The organism is Pseudodesulfovibrio sp. lm2024 (assembly GCF_051175575.1).
GTDB classification, from domain to species: Bacteria; Desulfobacterota; Desulfovibrionia; order Desulfovibrionales; family Desulfovibrionaceae; genus Pseudodesulfovibrio; species Pseudodesulfovibrio caledoniensis.
The window spans coordinates 3,386,279-3,407,846 of the sequence record NZ_CP195092.1; the positions used below are offsets into that span (position 1 = coordinate 3,386,279).

Sequence of the window (21,568 nt, forward strand, 5' to 3'; positions counted from 1 at the left end):
CTCCAAAAGCGTCTGTTCCATCCACAGGGAGGAAGACTCCTCCCATCTATAGATGATTAGGAGAATTTGGCGGTCGTTTGTATTATAAAAACGGAGAGTGCAGTCCGTCGCGGGCTCAGCGGGCCCGGATGCGCGCGGCGTTGAGCCGCCCGTCCACGTACTGGGCCAGGGCGGCCACGGCCTGGTCCGAGGTGCGGAAGGTGCACAGCCCGGCCTCATTGAGGCGGTCCACCAGGGGGTCGTACTGGCGGCCGCCGTCGACCACCCCGATGACCGGGGTATCCAGGGTGGGCAGCGACTCGGCCAGGAGCGCGGCGATGGAGCGCTCGTCATCCATGGTCATGGGCGTGTCCGGATCGGCCAGGGTGCGCATGACCGGGGACATGGGCACGAGCCCGGCCACCACCGCGTCCACGCCGGGGTCAGCGGCCAGGAGCCGGATGGCCTCGGCATGGACATGGTCGTCGGCCCCCGGCGTGACGTCCAGGGGATTGGTCACCGTGACCAGCCCGGACAGGCGGTTGTCTTCCACCAGGCCATGCAGGGCCTCGCGGGTCCTGTCCGACAGCGGGGCCAGGACCATGGAGTAGTCGTCGGTCTGGATGGAATCGGCCATGCCCACGGCCTCGAATCCCGCGCCCGACATGGCGGCCAGCCGGTTGCCGCCGATGGTCTTGCCGCTCAAGCGCTCGGCCAGCATGAACAGGTTCTCGAACTGGGTGAAGGAGTGGGCCACGATGGCTCCCGCCTGGCGCACGCAGGACTCGCAGACCGCGTAGTCCCCGGCCAGGGAGGCGGTGTGGCCGCTGGTGGCGGACTTGCCCTCCGGGGTCCTCCCCGCCTTGTAGAAGATCACGTCCTTGCCCGCGCGCACCGCCCGGCGCACGGCCCGGCAGAAATTCAGCCCGTCCATGTCGTTGAACCCTTCCGCGTACACGGCGATGACATCCACATCGTCGGCCTCGGCGAAATGAGAGACCATGTCGCCCAGCGTCAGGTCGGTCTGGTTGCCCATGGAGACCATGTAGGCCGGGTTCAGGAAGGGGCATTGGGAGAGCCGGGTCAGCATGAACGCGCCCGACTGGGAGATGAAGGCCGCCCGATGGTGATCGCCGGGGGCCAGGGGAGGCAGTTTCTCCTCGGGGATGAACCAAGTGTCGTACCGGCCGGGGCGGGAGACCACGCCCATGCAATTGCCGCCCAGAAAAACCGGGCCCGCGCCCTGCTCATGGGCCTCGTTGATGCGGGCGATGACGCCTGCCGCGCGTTCACGGCTCTCCTCGGTCTCGCCCATGCCGCCCGGAATGAGCATGACCGACTCGGCGCAGTCCAGGGCCACCAGATCGTCCACCAGGGCCGGGACCTGGTCCGCGCCCACGGCGACCACGAACAAGTCGAGCCGCCTGTCCAGGGACTTCAGGTCCGGCACGCAGGCCACCCCGTCTATCTCGGTCTCGCCCGGCTTGAGCAGACGCACGTCCTCGGCCGGGAAGCCCGCCTCAAGCACGTTCTTGAGGATGATCCGCCCGAAATTCATGCGCGAGGCCGAGACCCCGACGATGCCTATGGAGGAGGGCTTGAGCAGCTTGGCGATGCGCTCCACCGGCCGGGGCGCGCGGACCGACGTCGGGCTCGAGAACCGGCACAACCCGTCCAGAGGGACCATCAGGTAGTCGGCGTAGGCGAACGGGTTGATCTCCAACTCCTCGATGTGAAACGGCGCGTCCGGGTTGTCCGGGGAGTAGTGGTTGGCCATGTTGATGAACGAGGAGAAGCACTCGATGAGCTGCTCGTCGGTGACGATGCGCCGCTGCCCCCGGGTCAGCCCGGCCAGCTTGCGGTAGGAGATGGTCTTGCGGAAGAGCTCGAAGAAGCGCCCCCCGTCGGTCAGGGCCGTGGAGGCGATGGTCATGGCCTGGCCCTTGCGGAAGCGCCGGGCGTAGAGTTCGGTGTCGGTGCCGCCCAGCCCGGCGGTGAGGACCATGCCGAACTCGCGGGTCTTGCGAATACCGACCAAAAGCTCGTTGCCGAACGCCGTGGAGTCCGGCTCCATGAACTGGACCATGAGCACTCCGCGGAGGTCGCGGGCCGCGGCCGTGACCAGGGGCTCGCCGGTCAGCCCGCGGTACGGGCCGGGCGCCGAGCCGGGCGCGCGCTCCAGGGCGGCGGCGAAGTTCTCCGGGACCTCGTAGAGCATGCGCCGCACGGCCGAGCGGATGGCGTCCGGCCGGTTCTCGACCACGCGCACCCCGCCCGCCTCGGTCTTGTGCACGATGGACGGCGAGACGATCTTGAGGACGACCTTGTCCCCGGGCAGGACCGAAAGCTGCTCATCCGTAAACCGACCCGAGCGCGGCAGGAGCACGCACCGGGGCGGGGTCTCCGCGCCCGAGGCCTTGAGCAGGTCGTAGACCTCGTACTCGAACAGGGAATCGCGCCCCTGGTCGCGGGCCTGCCCGAACAGGGCGTCGATGGCCTCGAAATTGATCTCCACCTGAACCGAACCAAAGGCATAATGGGCATTCGCCATGCCGCTCTCCGTATATTCATCGGGCTCAAAAAGCCCGGCTGCTGGTTATTTGACGAACTCCGCCCGGCCATAGGCCCGGACGATCCGCTGGAAGCTGCCGCTCTCCCGGATGGCCGCCATGCCCGTGTCGAACTCGCCGCACAAAGGCTTGTCGACAAAGACCACCTGCCGGTCCTGGGCCGGAAAAATCGGGTGGAAGGTCACGGCCTGATCCAGGTCCACGGCCCGGCCCGCCGGGGAACCCTTGAGCCGGTTGCGCCAGTAGAGAAAGACGCGCCGCTCGGAGATGACCACGTCCACCCGCCCGGAAAAGAGCATGCGCACCTGCAGGGACTGGTCGCCGAGCTCGCTGTACAGGTCGTTGTCCCGGGTCATGGCCTTGAACTCAGGCCCGAGATAGCTGGCCGCGTCCTGGAAGCCCAGGACCATGTACCCCGAAAGATCGGCGACGGAACGGATGCGCAGCTCGCGGACGGCCAGGGTCACGGCGTAGTTCCGAAAGGTCAGGGTGGGCGCGGAATAAAAGACCGGTCGCCCGGTGCGCTCGGCCATGTCGTAGCCCACGCTGCTGGCCAGGCAGTCCACGTCCCCCTGGGCCAGGGCCATGGGCAGGCGCAGGTTGGGCAGAAAGACGAACCGGGCCTCCAGCCCGGCCGCCCGGAAGGCGGCGCGGATGACGTCCACTTCGAGCCCGGCGTCCTGCTCCCTGAGGGCGTAGGGCGCGATGGCGAAGCCCACGCCGACCCGGACCTCGCGCGCCCGGGCCGAGGCCGGGGTCGACAGGACCGCGACCAATGCGGCCGCGATGAGCAAGGGGCGCAGACTCCATATCATGCCGGGACCTTACATTGACTCCACAGTGGAGTCCAGCCGGGGGCCATCGGTCACAGCCAGTCCACCGTCGGGGCCGGGCGCGGGGGGATGGCCGCGTACCGCCGCGCCGGTCGGCCGAGCATGAGCGCCCCGTAGACCGATTCGCCGTCCTTCAGGCCGAGGAACCCGCGCACTCCGGCGTCGTGCGCGGCGGCGGCCACCAGGTAGCCGCACCAGCACGCGCCCAGCCCGGCGGCCGTCAAGGCCAGTTCCAGGTAGGCGGTGGCGATGACCCCGTCCTCGCGCGGGGTGATGCCCTGCCCGGGCCCCACGGCCACGGCCAGGGCCGGGGCGTTGCGGCAGATGATGTCCGTGCCGTTGTCCCAGGCACGGACGATGCCGGGCAGATGCAGGGCGGCGGCCAAGCCGGACTCGGCCTCGGACTCGGCGCGCATCCATCCGGCCACGGCTCCGGCCACCTCGGCCACCCGGTCGCGCCCCTCGGCCACGATCCATCGGGTGGGCCGGGCGTTGTGGCCCGACGGACAGTATTCGGTCACGGCCAGAACCCGGCCGAGCAGATCGCGGTCCACAGGCTCGTCGCGGAAGGCGCGCACGGACCGCCGCGCCTTGAGGAACTGTTCGGCCTGGTCATAGGAAATGTTCAGCGAGCGGTCCACGGGCTCGCCGCCGTCCGCAAAGCGCGTGAGCCGGATGGCGTCGGCCGGGCAGACGGCCATGCAGTGGCCGCAGTCCAGGCAGTAGGCCTGTTTTTTCTCGTGGGGTTCGGGCAGCCCGCCCTTCTCGAAAACGATGCACCCGGCCGGGCAGTCGGCGGCGCACAGTCCGTCCCGCTTGCAGCGGGTCTCGTCGATGGTGAACAACGGCATATTCTCTCCTTTGCGGGGTGGTCCGCGCAGTGTGGCCTGTCGCGGCCTTCCCGGCAAGCATTGCGTTGACCGGCAAACGGTTTTACCGTATTTCCTGTGCCACGGGCAGGATGGGGAATCTTGCCCTCTTTACGACGATTCGGCCGACAAACGGTCCATTCATACCACGAGGTTTTTTCATGAGCAGCAATCCCGAGGCCCCGGAAAAGGGCAAGGACTTCATCCGCCAGATCATCGACAGGGACATGGAAAGCGGCAAGTACCACGGCCGCGTGCACACCCGGTTCCCGCCCGAGCCCAACGGCTACCTGCACATCGGCCACGCCAAGTCCATCTGCCTGAACTTCGGCCTTGCCCGCGACTATCAGGGCAAGTGCAACCTGCGCTTCGACGACACCAACCCGGTCAAGGAGGACGTGGAATACGTGGACTCCATCCGCGAGGACGTCCATTGGCTGGGCTTTGACTGGGACAACAACTTCTACGCCTCGGACTACTTCGAGAAGCTCTATTTCATCGCCGAGCTGTTCATCAAGATGGGCAAGGCCTACGTGGACCACCAGTCCGCCGACGAGATCCGCGAGAACCGGGGGACCCTCAAGGAGCCGGGCAAGGAGTCGCCCTATCGCGGCCGCACCGTGGAGGAGAACTTGGCCCTGTTCCGGTCCATGCGCGCGGGCAAGCTCAAGGACGGCGAGTGCATCCTGCGCGCCAAGATCGACATGAGCGCCCCCAACGTCATGCTCCGCGACCCGGCCCTGTACCGCATCAAGCACGCCGACCACCACCGGACCGGCGACGCGTGGTGCATTTACCCCATGTACGACTTCACCCACGGGCTGTCCGACGCCATCGAGGGCATCACCCACTCCATCTGCACCCTGGAGTTCGAGAACAACCGCCCCCTGTACGACTGGTGCGTGGACACCCTCATGGAAGGGCTGAAACAGCCCGAGCTGTTCGGCGAGCACGCCGCCATATATAATGAACTGGCCGCGCTCCCCGGCTTCACCGACCGCCCCCGGCAGTACGAGTTCGCCCGGCTGAACATCACCGGCACCGTGCTCTCCAAGCGCAAGCTCATCCAGCTGGTCCAGGAGAAGTTCGTCACCGGCTGGGACGACCCGCGCATGCCGACCATCTCCGGTTTCCGGCGGCGCGGCTTCACGCCCGAATCCATCCGCGACTTCTGCGAGCGCATCGGCGTGGCCAAGGCCGACTCCATGGTCGAATACGCCTTGCTCGAGGCCTGCCTGCGCGAGGACCTGAACAAGCGCGCCGCGCGGTACATGGGCATCATGGACCCGGTCAAGCTGGTCATCGAGAACTACCCCGAGGATCAGGAGGACGTCTTCGAGATCGCCCTGAACCCCGAGGACGAGTCCTACGGCGCGCGCAAGGTGCCGTTCACCCGCGAGCTCTGGATCGAGCGCGACGACTTCATGGAGGAGCCGCCCAAGAAGTTCTTCCGCCTGGGCCCGGACCGCGAGGTCCGGCTGCGCGGGGCGTACTACGTCAAGTGCACCGGCTTTGAAAAGGACGCGGACGGCAAGGTCACCGAGATCCGGGCCACCTACGACCCCGAGTCCAAGGGCGGCTGGCTGGAAGGCGGCCGCAAGGTCAAGGGCACCCTGCACTGGGTCTCGGCCAAGCACAGCCTGGACGCCGAGGTGCGCAACTACGGCCCGCTGTTCACCAGGGAGAACCCCAACGCCGTGGAAGAGGGCAAGACCTTCACCGACTACGTGGACCCCGACTCCCTGACGTCCCTGACCGGCTGCAAGGTGGAACCGGCCATGGCCGACATGGCCGCCGGGACCAACTTCCAGTTCGAGCGCACCGGCTACTACTGCGCGGACCTGCGCGACCACAAGCCCGGCCAGGCCCTGGTCTTCAACCGGACCACCACCCTGCGCGACACCTGGGCCAAGATCCAGAAAAAATCCAGCTAGTTTCAGACTGCAAATCACCAATGAAAAGGCCGCCTTGCGCGGCCTTTTCTATTGCACCGGCGTGGTCGTGCGAAAAAATAACCATTTCCCGCTTGACACTGATTGCCCGATCAATCTATACCCGAATCAACGACTGATTGCACAATCAATCGATACGAGGAAACCAACGAAATGACCAAGAAGGAAGCGATACTCAAAGCAGCCCAGGAGGCCTTCGGGCAACTGGGTTTCCACGCAGCCACCGTCAAGGACGTGGCCGGACGCGCGGACGTTTCCTTCGGCCTGGTTTCCCACTACTTCGGCAGCAAGCAGGAGCTCTTCCTGGCCGCCGGGTTCGACATGGCCGACCGGCTGATCCTCCGCCTGAGCGAGGCGACCGCCAAGGCCAAGAACGGCATGGAGGCCATCCGGGCCTACATGACCGCGTATTTCGCCTTTACCGAAGAGCACCGGGTCGGCTTCCCCGTCCTGCTGCGCTGTTCTCCCTTCAGCCACATGGAGCCCGGTGTCGACGGCGCCAAGGTGATGGAGAAGTTCAGCATCTTCATTGACGAATTGAAACGCTGCGTCGCCCTGGGCATCGGAGACGGAACCATCCGCTCCCTGCCCCTGGAACAAACCGCGCTGATCATCTACGGCAACATCGTCGGCTCCGTCCGTACCAGCCTCCTGTCCCCCTACGAGTCGACCGGGCTGTTTGCCGAGACCATCAACCACGTGGAACGCAGCATCACCATAGACGCCGAGCAGACGGAAGGCCCCCGGACATCGACCAGCCTGCCGCTGGCGCAATAAACGGATCAAAAGCGACTTTCAACGAGAGAGGTAAAGAACATGTTCAAGAATCTTACCGCCTCCAGAATAGTGGAAATCATCCTGGGCAGCCGTGCCTGGCTGAACTACATTGATTCCTTCAAGTCCTGGTCGGAAGACTGGGCAAAGACACAGCACCCTTAGTCCCGAACGCATCAAACACCTCCTAAAGGCGCACAGAAATGGACCGCAACCCACACCTGACAGCCTGACAGATACGTTTCGGACACCCCGGCACTGCCGGGTATCTGGGAGCCGCGCAAGCGGCTCCCTTTTTTTGTGCTGCTTCTCTGTCGCATATGCAACATATATGTCGCAACATGTCGCATAGTGCGACACATGCAACATCAATGCGACACCACCCTTTCCAGGTTCATTTCTTTAGACTTTTTATAACCCATAGAAATAGCATATTATAATAGATATAAAACAATTTTGGCACGCCGGTTGCTATATAGCTCATAACGTTTCACCAGCAATCAACAAACTCTGCGGGAGGGCACGATGTTTGAAAAGAACGTGACCAAGGTGGTTCAGGACTGCATTCTCGACAGTGGTATTCAGGCCAAGGTCGTCGCACAGAAGATCAACAAGCCGTATTCGACCCTGATGCGGGAGATCAATCCCTTTGACGCCAGCGCCAAGCTGGGAGCGGAAACCCTGCTCGAAATCATGAAGGTGACCCACGACATCCGTCCGCTCCAGTTCATGGCGTCCGAGATGGGCTTCAGCCTGGAGACCGGCAACGCCTAGCCGATTCCGGGACCGATTTTCGGCCGGGCCTTGCGCCCGGCCTTTTTTTTGCCCTTCGCAGGCACTGCGGAAACATGCCTGACGCCTTGCCAATGTCGCCCGTTCGGCTTAGAAATACAAAGGTATCTCTCAACCGGAGGATGACGAGCGACACATGAGCATACATCCCGGAGCCAGGCTTCCCAGAGCCGACTCTCTCGGCCGTCGGGCCAAATTCGCGCAGCTGGCCTTCATCTCGGCCATCGTCCTCGTCTTCTCCTGCGCGCTGATCCTATTTAACGCCTACCGGCTGCACGTCCGGCTGTCCGAGCGCACGGACAGCATCGCCCATCTGGCCCGGACCAGCCTGGCCAGCGCGGTCTGGCAGGTGGACTACGCCTCGGCCCGAGACTTCATCGACGCCGTGCTCCAGGACGACACCGTGGCCTTCGCCCAGGTGGTCACCGGCCGCGAGGTCATGGCCGCCAAGAGCCGCCCCCGCTTCACCGGGCACGACTTCGACTATTTCACCAAGGACCGGCGGTTCATCACCAAGTCGGTGGAAATCCGCAAGTACGGCGACTGGATAGGCTCCTTCAACCTGGCCGTGTCCACCGAGGGGTATGTCCAGGAGATGGCCATGTACGTGGGGTTGACCTTCGCCATGGGGCTGCTCCTGATCCTGACCCTGACCCTGGCCGCGGTCCGCTACATGCGCAGGCACTTCCTGACCCCGCTCATGGACCTTGAGGAGGCGGCCACGACCATCGCCGACGGCGACCTGGACGCGCCCGTGGACACCTCGGCCTCCAACGAGCTGGGCAGCCTGGCCCGGGCCATCGACGACATGCGCCAGTCCGTGCGCCACCTGATCAACGACCTGCAGGAGGCCAACGCAAAACTGCAGAACCACCAGAATCAGCTCGAGACCAAGGTCAAGGAGCGCACCGAGGAGCTCAAGCGCAAGAACGAATCTCTGAACGGCGCATTGGACCAGGTGCGCCGGGCAAAGCGGGCCGCTGAGATGGCCAACGCGGCCAAAAGCAGCTTTCTGGCCTCCATGAGCCACGAGATCCGCACGCCCATGAACGCCATCCTGGGCATGGCCGACATCCTCTGGGAGACCGAGCTGTCCGACGACCAGGCGCGCTACGTGGACGTCTTCCGCACCGCGGGCGAGAACCTGCTCGAAATCCTCGACGACATCCTGGACCTGTCCAAGATCGAGGCCGGGCACCTGACCCTGGAAAAGACCTGGTTCCAGCTGGACGACATACTCGATCGCTCCTGTGACGTGATCCAGTCCAAGGCCGCCAAGAAGGGGTTGGCCCTGAGCTGCAAGAGCGGCCCTTCGGTCCCGGCCCGGCTCAACGGCGATCCCACCCGGCTGCGCCAGATACTCTTCAACCTGATGGGCAACGCGATCAAGTTCACGGACTCGGGCTCGGTGGCCCTGAAGGTGGAGCTGGCCTCCACCGACGGCGAGACTGCCCTGCTGCACTTCTCCATCGCGGACACCGGGGTGGGCGTGTCCGGCGACAAGCTCGGGGCCATCTTCGACGCCTTCACCCAGGCGGACAGCTCCACCACCCGCCAGTTCGGCGGCACCGGCCTGGGGCTGGCCATCAGCAAGGAGCTGGTCCACATGATGGGCGGCCGCATCTGGGCCGAATCCATGCCGGGCAAGGGCAGCATCTTCCACTTCACGGCCCGGTTCGGCGCGGCCGGCGGGTCCGAGGCCGTCCAGCCCGCCCCCCCGGCCAAACCCGCCGAGGAGCCGCCCCTGCCGCCCCTGAACATCCTCATGTTCGAGGACTCCCGGTACAACGCCTTCGTGGCCCAGACCTATCTCGAATCCACCCCCTGCTCCATGACCGTGGCCGAGGACGGCGCAAGCGGCCTGGAGCTGTTCAAGCAAGGGGGCTGGGACCTGGTCCTCATGGACATCCAGATGCCGGGCATGGACGGCTTCGAGGCCACCCGCGCCATCCGCGCATGGGAACGGGAGCAGGGTCTCGACCCGGTCCCGGTGGTGGCCATGACCGCCTATGCCATGAACGAGGACGCGCGGCGCTGCATCCAGGCGGGCGCGGACTCACATCTGCCCAAGCCGGTCAAGAAGAGCACCCTGTTCGAGACCCTGCGCAAGCTGGCTCCCAAACGTCCGGCCGGGCCCGAGGAAACGGACGATGCCTGATTGCCGACTGTTGTGGTGTCACGGCTCCCTGAGCCAACCCTGGGGGACCAAGAGTATGGCCCTGGCCGACGCGGCCGGGGAGTTCGGCCTGACCATGGAGGGCCCGGATTTCAGCGATCTCGAAAATCCCGACGAGCGGGTGGAGCGCCTCCTGTCCATCCTGGCCGAGGACGACCGGCCCGCCATCCTGGCCGGGTCGAGCATGGGCGGCTACGTGGCCGCGGCCGCGGCCATGCGCGCCCGCGTCCCGGCCGTCTTCCTCCTGGCCCCGGCCTTCTATTTACCTGGCTACGCGGTGCACGTCTTCCCCAACCTGCCGGGCCGCGTCACCGTGGTCCACGGCTGGAACGACGACGTGGTCCCGGTGGACAGCGCCATCCGCTTCGCCAAGACCCACAAGGCCACCCTGCACGTGCTGGCCGACGGCCACCGGCTGGAGGAATCCACCGAGACACTGTGCATCCTGTTCGCCCGGTTCCTGGCCCGGGCCCTGGCCGATCTCGGGGAAATCGCATGATCCGCGCCCTGTCCTCCCTGTGCCTTGCCGTCCTGTGCGCGACCTTCGCGCTCCCGGCGCTCCAGGCCCGGGCCGAGGACTTTCCCCTGCGGCCCTACTATCCCGAGGTGCCGTACATCACCACCGACCAGCTCCGGGCCGAGTACGACACCGCCGTGGTGGTGGACATCCGCTCCCGCCTGGAATACGAGGTGGCCCGCATCAACAAGGCCGTGCTCCTGCCCCTGGGCCAGGAGGATTTCGCCCAACGGCTCGAGGAGCTGCGGGCCAAGCCCGCGCCCGAACCCCTGGTCTTCTACTGCAACGGCCACTCCTGCGCCAAGAGCTACCAGGCGGTCCAGCTCGCCCTGTCCCTGGGCTTCAGCCGGGTCTTCGCCTATGACGGCGGCATCTTCGACTGGATCATCGCCGCCCCGGACCGGGCCACGCTCATGGGCGAGACCCCGGCCCGCCGGGAACGGGTCCTGTCCGCCAAGGCCCTGGACCGACGGCTGCTCTCCTTCGAAGAATTCGAGCGCCAGGCCAAGGACCCGAACACCCTGGTCATCGACATCCGCGACCCGTTCCAACGGGACGTGGTCCCCCGCCTGTCCTCCATCCGGGCCATACCCCTGGACCCGCTGCTCGACCTGGTCACCTCGCGCATCTGGACCGAAAAGCGGCTGCTCTTCTTCGACGCGGTGGGCAAGCAAGTCGGCTGGCTGCAATATTTCCTCAAGGCCTACGACTACTTCGACTACGGATTCCTGGACGGCGGCGTGCGCGCCATCGCCGACGACCCCGCCCTGGTCCGCCCGGTGATCGAGGCCGACCGGACCGTGGCCAGCGACCAGGCCATGCTCCTGTCGCTGACCGCCGACCAGCGGCTGGACAACGCCGACCGGCGGGCGGTCAGCTACCTGCTGGCCAACATCAAGTTCAACAACTACGTGGTCATCGACATGGACCGGCTCCGCGGGGACACCGGCCTGGCCGCCCCCATGTTGCTCAACTCCGTCAGGAAGCTGTCCTCCCTGGGCTACGCCGACCATTCGCTCATGCAGGGCATGCTCATCGTCCGGGTGGACCCGAGGCTGGCCTGGAAGGGCCGGACCGACACCGGCCTGTGGAAGGACAAGGTCCGCGAATTCAACACCGCCAAGGGCAAATAGCCATGCGCACCGGTTCTCCGACACGGCCCGTTCCGTTTCTCATCACGCTGATTCTCCCGCTCGTTCTGCTCTCGGCCGTAACTCCGGCCCAGGCCCAGGAAAAGGCGTCCATCATCCTGCAATGGCTGCCCCAGGCCCAGTTCGCGGGCTACCTCGTGGCCAAGGAAAAGGGATTCTACGCCGAGGAGGGCATCGACCTGACCATCCTGCCGGGCGGCCCGGACATCCTGGCCAGCGACTGGCTCGAAGACGGCCGGGCGGACTTCGCCACCCTGTTCCTGACCACCGGCCTACAGCGGCGCGAGTCTCTGCCCCTGGTCAACATCGGCCAGATCGTCCAGCACTCGGCGCTCATGCTCATCGCCAAGAAGTCGTCGGGCATACGGAGCTTCAAGGACCTGGATGGCCGCAAGGTCGGGCTGTGGGCCAACGAATTCCAGATCCAGGCGCGGGCCCTGTTCCGCAGGCAGGGCATCGCCGTCACCGTGGTCCCACAAACCTCGTCGCTGGACCTGTTCATGCGCGGGGGCGTGGTCGCCTGTTCGGCCATGTGGTACAACGAATACCACACCCTGCTGACCTACGGGCTGGACGAGGACGACCTCCAGCCCCTGTTCTTCAACGACGCGGGGCTGAATTTCCCGGAAGACGGCATCTACTGCCTGGAGAAGACCGCCAATGAGCGCCCGGAGCTGTGCGCCAGGCTGGTCCGGGCCTCCCTCAAGGGATGGAACTACGCATTCGCCCACAAGGACGAGGCCCTGGACATCGTCCTCGCGCGCATGGCCGAGGCCAAGGTCCCGGCCAGCCGGGCGCACCAGCGTTGGATGCTCGACCGCATGGAGGACGTGACCATGGCCGACGACGGGGCCATGGGCGTGCTGCGCCGCGAGGACTTCGACCGGGTGTCCAAGGCCCTGACCGACACCGGATTCATGGACCGGCCCCCGGCCTACGAGGATTTCTACAGGGGGATGGCGCGATGAAACGGTACCCCATCGCCTTCAAACTGACCTTCCTGATCCTGTCCTGCGCCCTGGTCATCGTGGCCGCCATCGTGGCCTACAACTACATCTCGTCGCGCGACATCATCCTGCGCCAGGCCGAGGACAACTCCCGCCTGCTCGTGGCCGGGACCGCCGGGCGCATCGACTCGGTCCTGTCCGGGGTGCGGAAGGTGGCCGAAAACGTTGCCTTCTCCCTGGAGGACGCCACCCTGTCCAAGCAGGAGATCCTCGAGCTGAACCGGCGGGTGCTGGCCAACAACCCCGAGATATACGGCATGGCCATCGCCTTTGAGCCGTACACCCTGCAGCCCGACAAGCTCTATTTCGCGCCCTACTACTTCCGCTCGGGCGGGCGCATCGGCTTCACCATGCTCGGCGACGCCAAATACCGCTATTTCTACATGGACTGGTACCAGATTCCCAAGGAGCTGGGCCGCAGCGCCTGGACCGAGCCGTACTTCGACGAGGGTGGCGGCGGCGTGCCCATGGCCACCTACTCCGTGCCCTTCTACCGCACGGTGGACGGCAAGACCGCGTTCGCGGGCGTGGTCACGGCGGACATCTCCCTGGCCTGGCTCCAGGAACTGGTCGGCTCCATCAGCCTGTACGACTCGGGCTACGCCTTTCTCCTGTCGCGGCACGGCACCTTCATCACCCACCCGGACGAAAAGCTGGTCATGAACCAGACCATCTTCTCCCTGGCCGAGGAGCGCGGCTCGCGGGAACTGCGCGAACTGGGCCAGCGCATGCTCTCGGGCGAGGCCGCGTTCACGGACGTGGGCACGCTCCTGTCGCCCAAGGACAGCTACATGTTCAGCGACGGCCTCAAATACGGCGGCTGGTCCCTGGGCGTGGTCTTCCCGCGCGACGAGATGCTGGCCGACGTCTTCCGCCTGTCCCGGTCCATGATCGCCATCGGCGCGGTCGGCTTCGTGCTCCTGGTCCTGATCACCGTGGGCATCGCTAGGCGCATCACCCACCCCCTGCGCGAGCTGTCCGCGTCCGCCCGCGAGATCGCCTCGGGCAACCTGGATATCAAGCTCCCGGAAATCCGGGCCAACGACGAGGTCGGCGACCTGGCCGAATCCTTCAAATACATGAAGACCTCCCTCAAGGAATTCATCCGCGACCTGACCTCCACCACGGCGGCCAAGGAGCGCATCGAATCCGAGCTGCGCATCGCCCGCGAAATCCAGATGGGCATCCTGCCCAAGCTCTTCCCGGCCTTCCCGGACCGCCGCGAGTTCGAGGTCTTCGCCTCCATCGAGCCCGCCAAGGAGGTGGGCGGGGACCTGTACGACTTCTTCTTCGTGGACGAGACCCACTTCTGCTTCCTGGTGGGCGACGTGTCCGGCAAGGGGGTGCCCGCCGCCTTCTTCATGGCCGTGACCAAGACCCTGCTCAAGGTCGTTGCCGAGCGCGGCCTGGACCCCGGCGACATCCTCACCCGGGTCAACGCGGACCTGTCCTCGGAAAACGAGTCGTGCATGTTCGTGACCCTGTTCCTGGCCATCATCGACATCGAGACCGGCGAGACCCGCTACGCCAACGCGGGGCACAACCCGCCCGTGTTCCTGCCCTGCGGCGGCGAGCCCGAGTGGATCCCGCCCTTCGGCGAGCCTGTGGCCGGCATCATGGAGGGCATGCGGTACTCCACCAAGACCATGACGCTTAAACCGGGCGACCTGCTGTTCATCTACACCGACGGCGTGACCGAGGCCATGGACCCGGACGGCGGCCTGTTCGGCGACGACCGGCTCATGGCCATGCTCTCCGCCGAACAGGAACCCTTCGCCCCCAAGCTGGTCAAGGACGTGGGCGAAGCCATCCGCGTCTTCGCCAAGGGCGCGGAGCAGTCCGACGACATCACCATGCTGGCCATGCAGTTCATGGGGAAATGCGAGCCCTGACCGCCAAGAAGATATAAAATTATCTAAATCGACACACTTATCCCCAACAGCTTGGGAAAACACCTTTTTCCCCACCAATCATGGTCCCCGTGCAGTGATTTGAGCCCTTTTCTGGCGCACTTTTTCCAAATTCCATTGACGAAAAAGGAAAAAACGCGCTAACTTCCCCTACTAGGCAGAAAATCCAACATGTGGGGGGTAAACATGTTCGAGAAGAATCTGACCAAGAAAATGCAGGACATCGTTCTGGAAGGACACATCCCGGCAAAAGAGGTGTCACGGGTGATCAAGAAGCCGTATTCCACGCTGCTTCGCGAACTCAATCCCTTTGACGCCCACGCCAAGCTGGGGGCCGAAACCATGTTCGAGATCGTCAAGGCGACGCACAACATCTCGGTCCTCGAATTCATGGCCCGCGAGCTGGGGTACACGCTCCGGCCGCTCGACGGGCTGCAACCGGCCAGGAAGAGCGTCAAGCCGCACCGCGTGCACGAGCAGGAGGCGACCATGTAAGACGGTCGCGTTCGGCGCAACGACACACTGCCCGGAGCGTGCACGCCATGCCCCGGGCAGTGATCCCTGAAGATCCGGTCGCCCGACGACCCTTTCATTTTGACTTTGCCCATCGATTGGTTTTTACTGTCTCAAGCAATCAAACGCTCCAAGGAGGAAGGGCATGTCCCAGGATACATTCAAAAAAGCACTCGCCGTCGGCCGTCCGCCGAACGTCGTCAAGAATTTCCCCAACTCGCAGGCGCTCATCGTCAGCGGCAAGGTCGTGGACCGGGCCATGCGCGCCAAGGGCCAATGCATGACCATCGCGGCCAACGGCCGGAACATTTTCATCATCGAAGGCGCGCTCAGGGCCGCCCAAAAGGCCAACGCCGCCATCATCATCGAGATCGCGCGCAGTGAATCCACCTACTGCCCGACCACCCTGTGGAATATCGCCCGGCGCGTGGACTACCTGTGCAACAAGCTCGGCATCACTGTGCCGGTGGCCGTGCACGCCGACCACTACTTCATGAAGAAATGGGACGACGTGGCCGAGGCCAAGGCCGAGATCCCGTCCGTGTTCGACTCGGGCGTGACCTCCATCGCCATCGACGCCTCGCACATGACCGACGACCTCAACCTGCTCGGCAACCTGGCCGTGTCCCCGTCCATCCCGACCTGGGCCGGCTACGAGACCGAGATCGGCGAGATCAAGGGCGAGTTCGGCCTGTCCAGCCCGGTGGAGGCCAAGTTCCTCATCCAGGGCCTCAACGCCCACGCCCTGTGCCCGGACTGGATCGCCCTGAACAACGGCACCACCCACGGCATCGAGGCCTCGGGCGAAGGCATCCAGGTGGACCTGACCGCCAAGATCCACGAAGCCCTCAAACCCTACGGCACCTCCGGCGCACAGCACGGCACCTCGGGCAACGACTCCGCCCGCCTGCGTGAGATCGCCGCCAAGACCGCCACCACCAAGGCCAACGTGGCCACCGCCCTGCAGATGATTTCCTGGGGCGTCAAGGTCAACGACTTCGGCAACGCCATCATGGACGGCGACCAGTTCGCCAAGGTCCCCGGCCAGGGCGTGGAAGACTCCCTGTGGGACGAGATGGTCGCCTACGCCGACGCCAACGGCATCAAGGGCGGCAACTACAAGAAACTCAACCTCGTCTTCGAACGCCGCTGGCTCGGACAGAGCGAATCCGTGCGCGACCGCATGGCCGGGGCTGTCGAGGACTTCGTCTACGACCTGCTGGTCAACGTGTTCAACGCCAAGGACACAGCGCCCATTGCCAACGACCTCATCCTCGAAGCCGGCTCCTACGACCTCGGCCCCAAAGTCGAACGGTTCGAAGACCCGGCCCAGTGGACCGAAGAAAAAATCAAGGCCCAGGCAGCCGCCATCGACACCGACAAGGGCCCCCACGGCGACTTCGACGACTAGATCCAGACCCGAAACACATGAAAAGCCCGCCCGGACCGACCGGGTGGGCTTTTTTTTGAAAAGCATACCGTTGACTCCCTATATGAGTAACGCTGGTTTGGAGTCGGCCTTCGACGGAAGTACCGGATGATTTCGCCTCCGGCAGCCCCCCCCTCCCGGCCTTTTGTGGAACATACCATCAAATGCCTTCCCTCCGCGCTGAAGAATAAAATATAGTTTTCACCAAAAAATCCGTCAAAATATGCTTTTTCGTTTTCAAAAAGGGAAATATCACCGGGAAAACAGCTCCAACTTCGAAAACCGCTTGCATTTCCCCTTCAAAAAAGTACCTTGCCCCAAACGGGATATGAGGCGGCTCCCTGCGATCACCTTCACGCTCCCCCGGCAGAGCGGCACCATACCCGAACAACGATTCCACAGCACAGTTCATCCCATCCGCGGCAATGCGGATATTGTTTTCGAGATAAGCAATGACCATGCGGGAAAGCAAAAAGTTCGAACTTGTCTTCAAGGACAGGATAGGCATTGTCTTCGACATCACAAAGCTTATCCAGAAACACAACATGAATATCATCTCCATGGAGGTCGAACAGGAGGATGGCTGCGCCAAGGTTGCTCTGGAAATAGACAACGCGGGCGACAGCATAGACAACGATGCGCTGCTGCCCCTCTTTTCCTCTTTGCCCGGCATCAGGAAACAGGGGGAATTGAACCGGCTGCCTCAGGAGAAACGGGAACTGTGGTCGCGCGTTCTCTTCGACTGGATGAGCGAAGGCATTCTCTCCGTGGATGCCCGGGGCATCATCAACACAGCCAACAGCGTTGCCTGCCGATTGCTGGGCCTCCCATACGAATCCCTGGTCAACACCCATGTCCGGGAGGTCAGTCCCGGCGATAACATTCTACTGGAATGCGTGGAAAAGAAGATTCCTGTCCGAAGAAGGAAATCCGTAGTCACCAGCACGGGGCGGGTGGAGTTCTACGGGTCCGCAAAGCCGATCCACAACTCGCTGGGAGAATTTGTCGGCGCGGTCCTGCTTATGAAGGATCTCAAGGAAGTCAAAGCCATGGTCGATGCCGTCATGGCCCCCATTGAAGTCAGCTTCGACGACTTCATCGGCGACACCCCGGCCATCAAAAACCTCATCGCATTCGCCCGGAAGACCGCCGAGTTGGAAACCACCATTTCCATCACCGGAGAGAGCGGAACCGGAAAAGAACTTTTCGCCAAGGCCATCCATTTCGAGAGCGGACGGACCGGCCCGTTCATCCCCATCAATTGCGCGGCGTTGCCCGAAGCCCTCATTGAAAGCGAACTGTTCGGCTATGTGAACGGCGCGTTCACCGGCGCCAAGACAAAAGGCAAGCCGGGGTTGTTCGAGGCCGCGCACAACGGCACCATATTCCTCGACGAAATCGGCGACATGCCGCTGGGGCCGCAGGCCAAGATACTCCGCGTCCTGCAGGATGGTTTCGTCCGGCGGATCGGCGGGGTCGAACAAATCCCGGTCAACGCCCGGGTGGTCACCGCCACCAACAAGAACCTGGGGGACATGGTCGAAGCGGGCGCATTCCGGGAGGACCTGTTCTACCGAATCAATGTGCTCAACATCCAGATCCCTCCGCTGCGGGAAAGGGTGGCCGACATTCCCCTGCTGATCGAATCCTTCCTGCGGCAATTCAACCAGAAACTGCAGAAAGAGGACCAGACCATCAGCAAGGAAGCCCTGAACCAGCTGCGCTCCTACGGCTGGCCGGGCAACGTGCGGGAGTTGCGCAACGTCATTGAGCGCGCCTCCATTCTCAGCGACTCCAGCGAGATCGCATCCGAGGCGATACACTTCCATACCAAGCCGCTCTGCTGCGGGCAGCAATGCCATCCGGTACCGCAAACCGTGCGTGAACGCCCCCTGAAAGAACTGGTCGGCGACTATGAAAGGAATATCGTGCTCAATACGCTCAACTCCACTTCAAGCGTTCGCCAGGCGGCGCGTAAGCTGGCGCTTTCCCACACCGCCCTCCTCAATAAAATTCAAAAATACAGGTTGTCCCACAAAAAAACCGCCTCTTTCTGGGAGTCCGTTCAGCCGTAATTGGCTGCCGGCCGCGCTTTCCCAGACTCCCCGGCTGTCCTTTCGGCATCCGCCTTCCACATGGCGCCCCCCGGCAACAAACCGCAACAAGTGGAAATAAAACGCACCACAACAAAACAAGTCCAACATTCCGGTGAGTTCCCCCCAAAAGTCACTATCGTTGGAAAGAATACGGACCACCCGGACGGCTGCGCACATTTGCTCAGCCGCCTTTTTCTTCATTGCAACAATCCGACATAACATGCTGAAATAAAATATTTTCAACACATCATCCCCCAAAGTCATCCGGCCTTCATTTTCATTGGCATGAGGATTGCCTTTGGAGGGAAGCCGTGGGCATTGCGGTCCTTCGCCCCGGCACCGGTCAACACCAACCACCCACCTTAGGAGGTACTACAATGAAAGTTGGAATCTTGAAGGAAATCAAATCCGCGGAAAACCGTGTCGCCATGACCCCCACCGGAGTCGAGGTCATGCTGGCGAACGGGCACGAGGTCATGGTCGAAACCGCCGCCGGAACGGGAAGCGGATTCCCGGATGAGGCGTATGCCGCCGCCGGGGCCGCCATCATCGACACCCCCGCCGAAATCTATGCCGCCGCCGACATGGTCATGCACGTCAAGGAACCCCAGCCTTCGGAATACGAACTGGTGCGCGAAGGCCAAATCGTCTTCACCTATTTCCACTTCGCTCCCGACGAGCCGCTGACCCGCGCCTTCATCAAGAACAAATCCGTCGCGATCGCCTATGAAACCATTGAAGGACCCGCCGGAGACCTGCCCCTGCTCACTCCCATGAGCGAGGTCGCGGGCAGAATGTCCATCCAGGAAGCGGCCAAATACCTTGAGCGCGACTTCGGTGGACGTGGGCTGCTCATGGGCGGCGTCACCGGCGTGGCTCCCGCCAATGTCGTGGTCATCGGCGGCGGTGTCGTCGGCACCAACGCGGCCATGATGGCCTGCGGCCTCGGCGCCAAGGTATCCCTGCTCGACATGAACCTGGACAGGCTCCGCCATCTCACGGAAGTCATGCCCAAGAACTGCTTCCCCATGATGAGCAGCCCCTCCCTGCTGCGCGCACTGATCCAGGACGCCGACGTGGTCATCGGCGCCGTGCTCGTGGCCGGAGCCAAGGCGCCCAAGCTCGTGACCCGCGAGATGCTCAAGACCATGAAGCCGGGCGCGGTCATCGTTGACGTCGCCATCGACCAGGGCGGCTGTTTCGAAACCTCCAAGGCGACCACGCACAAGGACCCGGTCTTCGAAGTCGAAGGCGTGATCCATTACTGCGTCGCCAACATGCCCGGCGCCGTGCCCGTCACCTCCACCATGGCGCTGACCAACGCCACCCTGCCTTACGCTCTCGAACTCGCCAACAAGGGCTGGAAGCGGGCGGCCACCGAAAACCATGCAATCAAGACCGGCCTGAACATCGTCAACGGCCAAGTGACCTACAAAGGCGTGGCCGAGGCCTTCGACCTGGATTACGTCCCGGTCGACGACGTCCTGTAGCGGGGCGGCGGTCATTCGCCAAAAGACATTCAACAGGAGTTCACAGCTGGAAATCCAAGGTCATGAAGCCAAGGAGATTGTATGGAGTTTTTGACGATACTGGATGGACTGGTAGGTAAAATCGGGGCGTTCGCCTGGGGCCCCCCCATGCTGATACTGCTGGTGGGAACGGGCGTCTGGCTCACGTTCGCACTACGCTGCATACAACTGCGGAAGTTGATGCACGCCCTTTATCTCGCCCTGGTCAAACGCAAGGAAGAAACGGACGAACCGGGTGACATCACCCACTTCCAGGCCCTGATGACCGCCCTTTCGGCCACGGTCGGCACGGGCAACATCGCCGGGGTAGCCACGGCCATCGCCATGGGCGGCCCGGGCGCTCTGTTCTGGATGTGGGTCACCGGCCTCGTCGGCATGGCCACCAAATACGCCGAGGCCGTGCTGGCCGTGAAATACCGCGTCGTGGACGAAAACGGCGAGATGAGCGGCGGACCGATGTACTACCTCGCCAACGGCTTGAAAATGCCCTGGCTCGGGGCCGTCTTCGCCTGCTTCGCCTCGATCGCCGCCTTCGGCATCGGCAACATGGTTCAATCCAATTCCATCGCGGAAGCGGTGCAGGCGACCTACCACATCTCCCCGATGGTCACCGGAATAGTGCTCATGGTCTGCGTGGGGATGGTCATTCTGGGCGGCATCAAGAAGATCGGCCAGGTGACCGGTTTCTTCGTGCCCATCATGATCATCTTCTACATGTGCGGTGCGCTGTATATTCTGGTCACCCACATGGCGGGTATCCCCGCCGCACTGACCCTCATCGTCGAGCAGGCCTTCGAACCGACCGCCGCCGTCGGCGGATTTGCCGGAGCCTCGATAATGCTGGCGATCAGGATGGGCGTCGCCCGGGGAGTTTTCTCCAACGAATCCGGCCTCGGCAGCGCTCCCATAGCCGCAGCCGCAGCGCAGACCAAACAGCCGGTGACGCAGGCCCTGGTGTCCATGACCCAGACCTTCATCGACACCCTGGTGGTCTGTACCATGACCGGGCTCGTCCTGATCCTTACCGGAGTCTGGTCGAACGGTATGACCGGCGCGAAACTGACGACCATGGGATTCGCCGCGGGCATGCCCGCAGGGGAACACGTGGTCGCCATCGGCCTGGTCCTCTTCGCCTACTCGACCATCCTCGGATGGAGCTATTACGGAGAGAAATCCATCGAGTATCTTCTCGGCGTCAAGGCGGTGCTGCCCTACCGGCTCCTCTTCATCTGTTTTGTCGGTGCGGGCGCCGTGGCCAAACTCAGCCTGGTCTGGAACATCTCGGACACCCTGAACGGCTTGATGGCCGTTCCCAACCTGATCGGCCTCCTGCTGTTGACGCCGGTGGTCGTTTCGGAGACGAAGCGGTATTTCGAGAAGGACGGCGAGCAGACGGAAAAGGCAAGCGGATTCTCGCAATCCGCCGTGTCGCAATCCGAGGAATAACGAAACCCGATACCCCGCCCGGGAC

The 21,568-nt window shown here is 63.6% G+C and carries 17 protein-coding genes; 13 read left to right on the forward strand and 4 right to left on the reverse strand.

Translation table 11 applies throughout. The features are described 5' to 3' along the window. Positions 1-115: 115 nt before the first annotated feature. From ACR42D_RS15795 to ACR42D_RS15805, 3 genes are read right to left on the reverse strand one after another with little or no spacing between them, the layout of a single operon-like run. The gene (locus tag ACR42D_RS15795; protein ID WP_484567752.1) at positions 116-2,530 is read right to left on the reverse strand and encodes an acetate--CoA ligase family protein; all 2,415 of its coding nucleotides are present in this window, start codon (positions 2,528-2,530) and stop codon (positions 116-118) included. A gap of 45 nt (positions 2,531-2,575) precedes the next feature. Then, on the reverse strand, positions 2,576-3,364 hold the full coding sequence (locus ACR42D_RS15800; protein ID WP_484567753.1) for a substrate-binding periplasmic protein: 789 nt from the start codon (positions 3,362-3,364) through the stop codon (positions 2,576-2,578). A 50-nt stretch (positions 3,365-3,414) separates the two neighbouring features. After that, positions 3,415-4,233 (reverse strand): nitroreductase family protein, encoded by an 819-nt coding sequence (locus ACR42D_RS15805; protein ID WP_484567754.1) that lies wholly within the window; start codon positions 4,231-4,233, stop codon positions 3,415-3,417. Between the two features lie 179 nt (positions 4,234-4,412). Here ACR42D_RS15805 and ACR42D_RS15810 point away from each other — a divergent pair, with 179 nt between their 5' ends. The 10 genes from ACR42D_RS15810 (at position 4,413) to ACR42D_RS15855 (ending at position 16,454) form a co-directional block, all read left to right on the forward strand. Next, complete coding sequence (locus ACR42D_RS15810) at positions 4,413-6,185, forward strand: glutamine--tRNA ligase/YqeY domain fusion protein (RefSeq protein ID WP_484567755.1); 1,773 nt, start codon at positions 4,413-4,415, stop codon at positions 6,183-6,185. A 171-nt stretch (positions 6,186-6,356) separates the two neighbouring features. Next, positions 6,357-6,980 carry a TetR/AcrR family transcriptional regulator gene (locus tag ACR42D_RS15815; RefSeq protein ID WP_484567756.1) on the forward strand — a complete coding sequence of 208 codons (624 nt, stop codon included), beginning with the start codon at positions 6,357-6,359 and terminating at the stop codon, positions 6,978-6,980. Between the two features lie 522 nt (positions 6,981-7,502). Then, positions 7,503-7,751, forward strand: coding sequence for a phage regulatory CII family protein (locus tag ACR42D_RS15820; RefSeq protein ID WP_071544753.1), 249 nt, complete (start codon positions 7,503-7,505; stop codon positions 7,749-7,751). A 154-nt stretch (positions 7,752-7,905) separates the two neighbouring features. Further along, positions 7,906-9,927 (forward strand): ATP-binding protein, encoded by a 2,022-nt coding sequence (locus ACR42D_RS15825; RefSeq protein ID WP_484567757.1) that lies wholly within the window; start codon positions 7,906-7,908, stop codon positions 9,925-9,927. Beyond that, positions 9,920-10,444: a YqiA/YcfP family alpha/beta fold hydrolase gene (locus tag ACR42D_RS15830; protein ID WP_484567758.1), complete on the forward strand. Its 525-nt coding sequence runs from the start codon at positions 9,920-9,922 to the stop codon at positions 10,442-10,444. The genes ACR42D_RS15825 and ACR42D_RS15830 overlap by 8 nt, the downstream gene beginning before the upstream one ends. Then, on the forward strand, positions 10,441-11,595 hold the full coding sequence (locus ACR42D_RS15835) for a rhodanese-like domain-containing protein (RefSeq protein WP_484567759.1): 1,155 nt from the start codon (positions 10,441-10,443) through the stop codon (positions 11,593-11,595). Before ACR42D_RS15830 ends, ACR42D_RS15835 begins: the two co-directional genes overlap by 4 nt. A 2-nt stretch (positions 11,596-11,597) precedes the next feature. After that, positions 11,598-12,581: an ABC transporter substrate-binding protein gene (locus tag ACR42D_RS15840; protein WP_484567760.1), complete on the forward strand. Its 984-nt coding sequence runs from the start codon at positions 11,598-11,600 to the stop codon at positions 12,579-12,581. Further along, positions 12,578-14,512, forward strand: a complete 1,935-nt coding sequence (locus ACR42D_RS15845) for a SpoIIE family protein phosphatase (protein WP_484567761.1) — start codon at positions 12,578-12,580, stop codon at positions 14,510-14,512. Before ACR42D_RS15840 ends, ACR42D_RS15845 begins: the two co-directional genes overlap by 4 nt. 204 nt (positions 14,513-14,716) lie before the next feature. After that, complete coding sequence (locus ACR42D_RS15850; protein ID WP_484567762.1) at positions 14,717-15,025, forward strand: phage regulatory CII family protein; 309 nt, start codon at positions 14,717-14,719, stop codon at positions 15,023-15,025. 163 nt (positions 15,026-15,188) lie between these two features. Continuing rightward, a complete protein-coding gene (locus ACR42D_RS15855; protein WP_484567763.1) occupies positions 15,189-16,454 on the forward strand; it encodes a class II fructose-bisphosphate aldolase in 1,266 nt (421 codons plus the stop codon). Between the two features lie 178 nt (positions 16,455-16,632). On the opposite strand, the gene ACR42D_RS15860 is transcribed toward ACR42D_RS15855, so the two are convergent. Beyond that, on the reverse strand, positions 16,633-16,932 hold the full coding sequence (locus ACR42D_RS15860; protein ID WP_484567764.1) for a hypothetical protein: 300 nt from the start codon (positions 16,930-16,932) through the stop codon (positions 16,633-16,635). Here ACR42D_RS15860 and ACR42D_RS15865 point away from each other — a divergent pair. From ACR42D_RS15865 to ACR42D_RS15875, 3 genes are all read left to right on the forward strand, one after another. Continuing rightward, a complete protein-coding gene (locus ACR42D_RS15865) occupies positions 16,925-18,547 on the forward strand; it encodes a sigma-54 interaction domain-containing protein (protein ID WP_484567765.1) in 1,623 nt (540 codons plus the stop codon). The two genes, ACR42D_RS15860 and ACR42D_RS15865, sit on opposite strands and share 8 nt — an antisense overlap. 398 nt (positions 18,548-18,945) lie before the next feature. After that, a complete protein-coding gene (ald, locus tag ACR42D_RS15870; RefSeq protein ID WP_484567766.1) occupies positions 18,946-20,058 on the forward strand; it encodes an alanine dehydrogenase in 1,113 nt (370 codons plus the stop codon). Positions 20,059-20,139: 81 nt separating this feature from the next. Beyond that, positions 20,140-21,543, forward strand: coding sequence for an alanine/glycine:cation symporter family protein (locus tag ACR42D_RS15875; RefSeq protein WP_484567767.1), 1,404 nt, complete (start codon positions 20,140-20,142; stop codon positions 21,541-21,543). The last annotated feature ends 25 nt before the right edge of the window (positions 21,544-21,568 follow it).

Bases quoted from the DNA above. Each gene is read 5' to 3' on its own strand.
- ACR42D_RS15820 (WP_071544753.1), top strand. From the start codon at position 7,503: ATGTTTGAAAAGAACGTGACCAAGGTGGTTCAGGACTGCATTCTCGAC.
- ACR42D_RS15855 (WP_484567763.1), top strand. From the start codon at position 15,189: ATGTCCCAGGATACATTCAAAAAAGCACTCGCCGTCGGCCGTCCGCCG.
- ACR42D_RS15815 (WP_484567756.1), top strand. From the start codon at position 6,357: ATGACCAAGAAGGAAGCGATACTCAAAGCAGCCCAGGAGGCCTTCGGG.
- ACR42D_RS15825 (WP_484567757.1), top strand. From the start codon at position 7,906: ATGAGCATACATCCCGGAGCCAGGCTTCCCAGAGCCGACTCTCTCGGC.
- ACR42D_RS15805 (WP_484567754.1), bottom strand. From the start codon at position 4,233: ATGCCGTTGTTCACCATCGACGAGACCCGCTGCAAGCGGGACGGACTG.
- ACR42D_RS15810 (WP_484567755.1), top strand. From the start codon at position 4,413: ATGAGCAGCAATCCCGAGGCCCCGGAAAAGGGCAAGGACTTCATCCGC.
- ACR42D_RS15865 (WP_484567765.1), top strand. From the start codon at position 16,925: ATGACCATGCGGGAAAGCAAAAAGTTCGAACTTGTCTTCAAGGACAGG.
- ACR42D_RS15845 (WP_484567761.1), top strand. From the start codon at position 12,578: ATGAAACGGTACCCCATCGCCTTCAAACTGACCTTCCTGATCCTGTCC.
- ACR42D_RS15840 (WP_484567760.1), top strand. From the start codon at position 11,598: ATGCGCACCGGTTCTCCGACACGGCCCGTTCCGTTTCTCATCACGCTG.
- ACR42D_RS15860 (WP_484567764.1), bottom strand. From the start codon at position 16,932: ATGGTCATTGCTTATCTCGAAAACAATATCCGCATTGCCGCGGATGGG.
- ACR42D_RS15800 (WP_484567753.1), bottom strand. From the start codon at position 3,364: ATGATATGGAGTCTGCGCCCCTTGCTCATCGCGGCCGCATTGGTCGCG.
- ACR42D_RS15850 (WP_484567762.1), top strand. From the start codon at position 14,717: ATGTTCGAGAAGAATCTGACCAAGAAAATGCAGGACATCGTTCTGGAA.
- ACR42D_RS15795 (WP_484567752.1), bottom strand. From the start codon at position 2,530: ATGGCGAATGCCCATTATGCCTTTGGTTCGGTTCAGGTGGAGATCAAT.
- ACR42D_RS15830 (WP_484567758.1), top strand. From the start codon at position 9,920: ATGCCTGATTGCCGACTGTTGTGGTGTCACGGCTCCCTGAGCCAACCC.
- ald (WP_484567766.1), top strand. From the start codon at position 18,946: ATGAAAGTTGGAATCTTGAAGGAAATCAAATCCGCGGAAAACCGTGTC.
- ACR42D_RS15875 (WP_484567767.1), top strand. From the start codon at position 20,140: ATGGAGTTTTTGACGATACTGGATGGACTGGTAGGTAAAATCGGGGCG.
- ACR42D_RS15835 (WP_484567759.1), top strand. From the start codon at position 10,441: ATGATCCGCGCCCTGTCCTCCCTGTGCCTTGCCGTCCTGTGCGCGACC.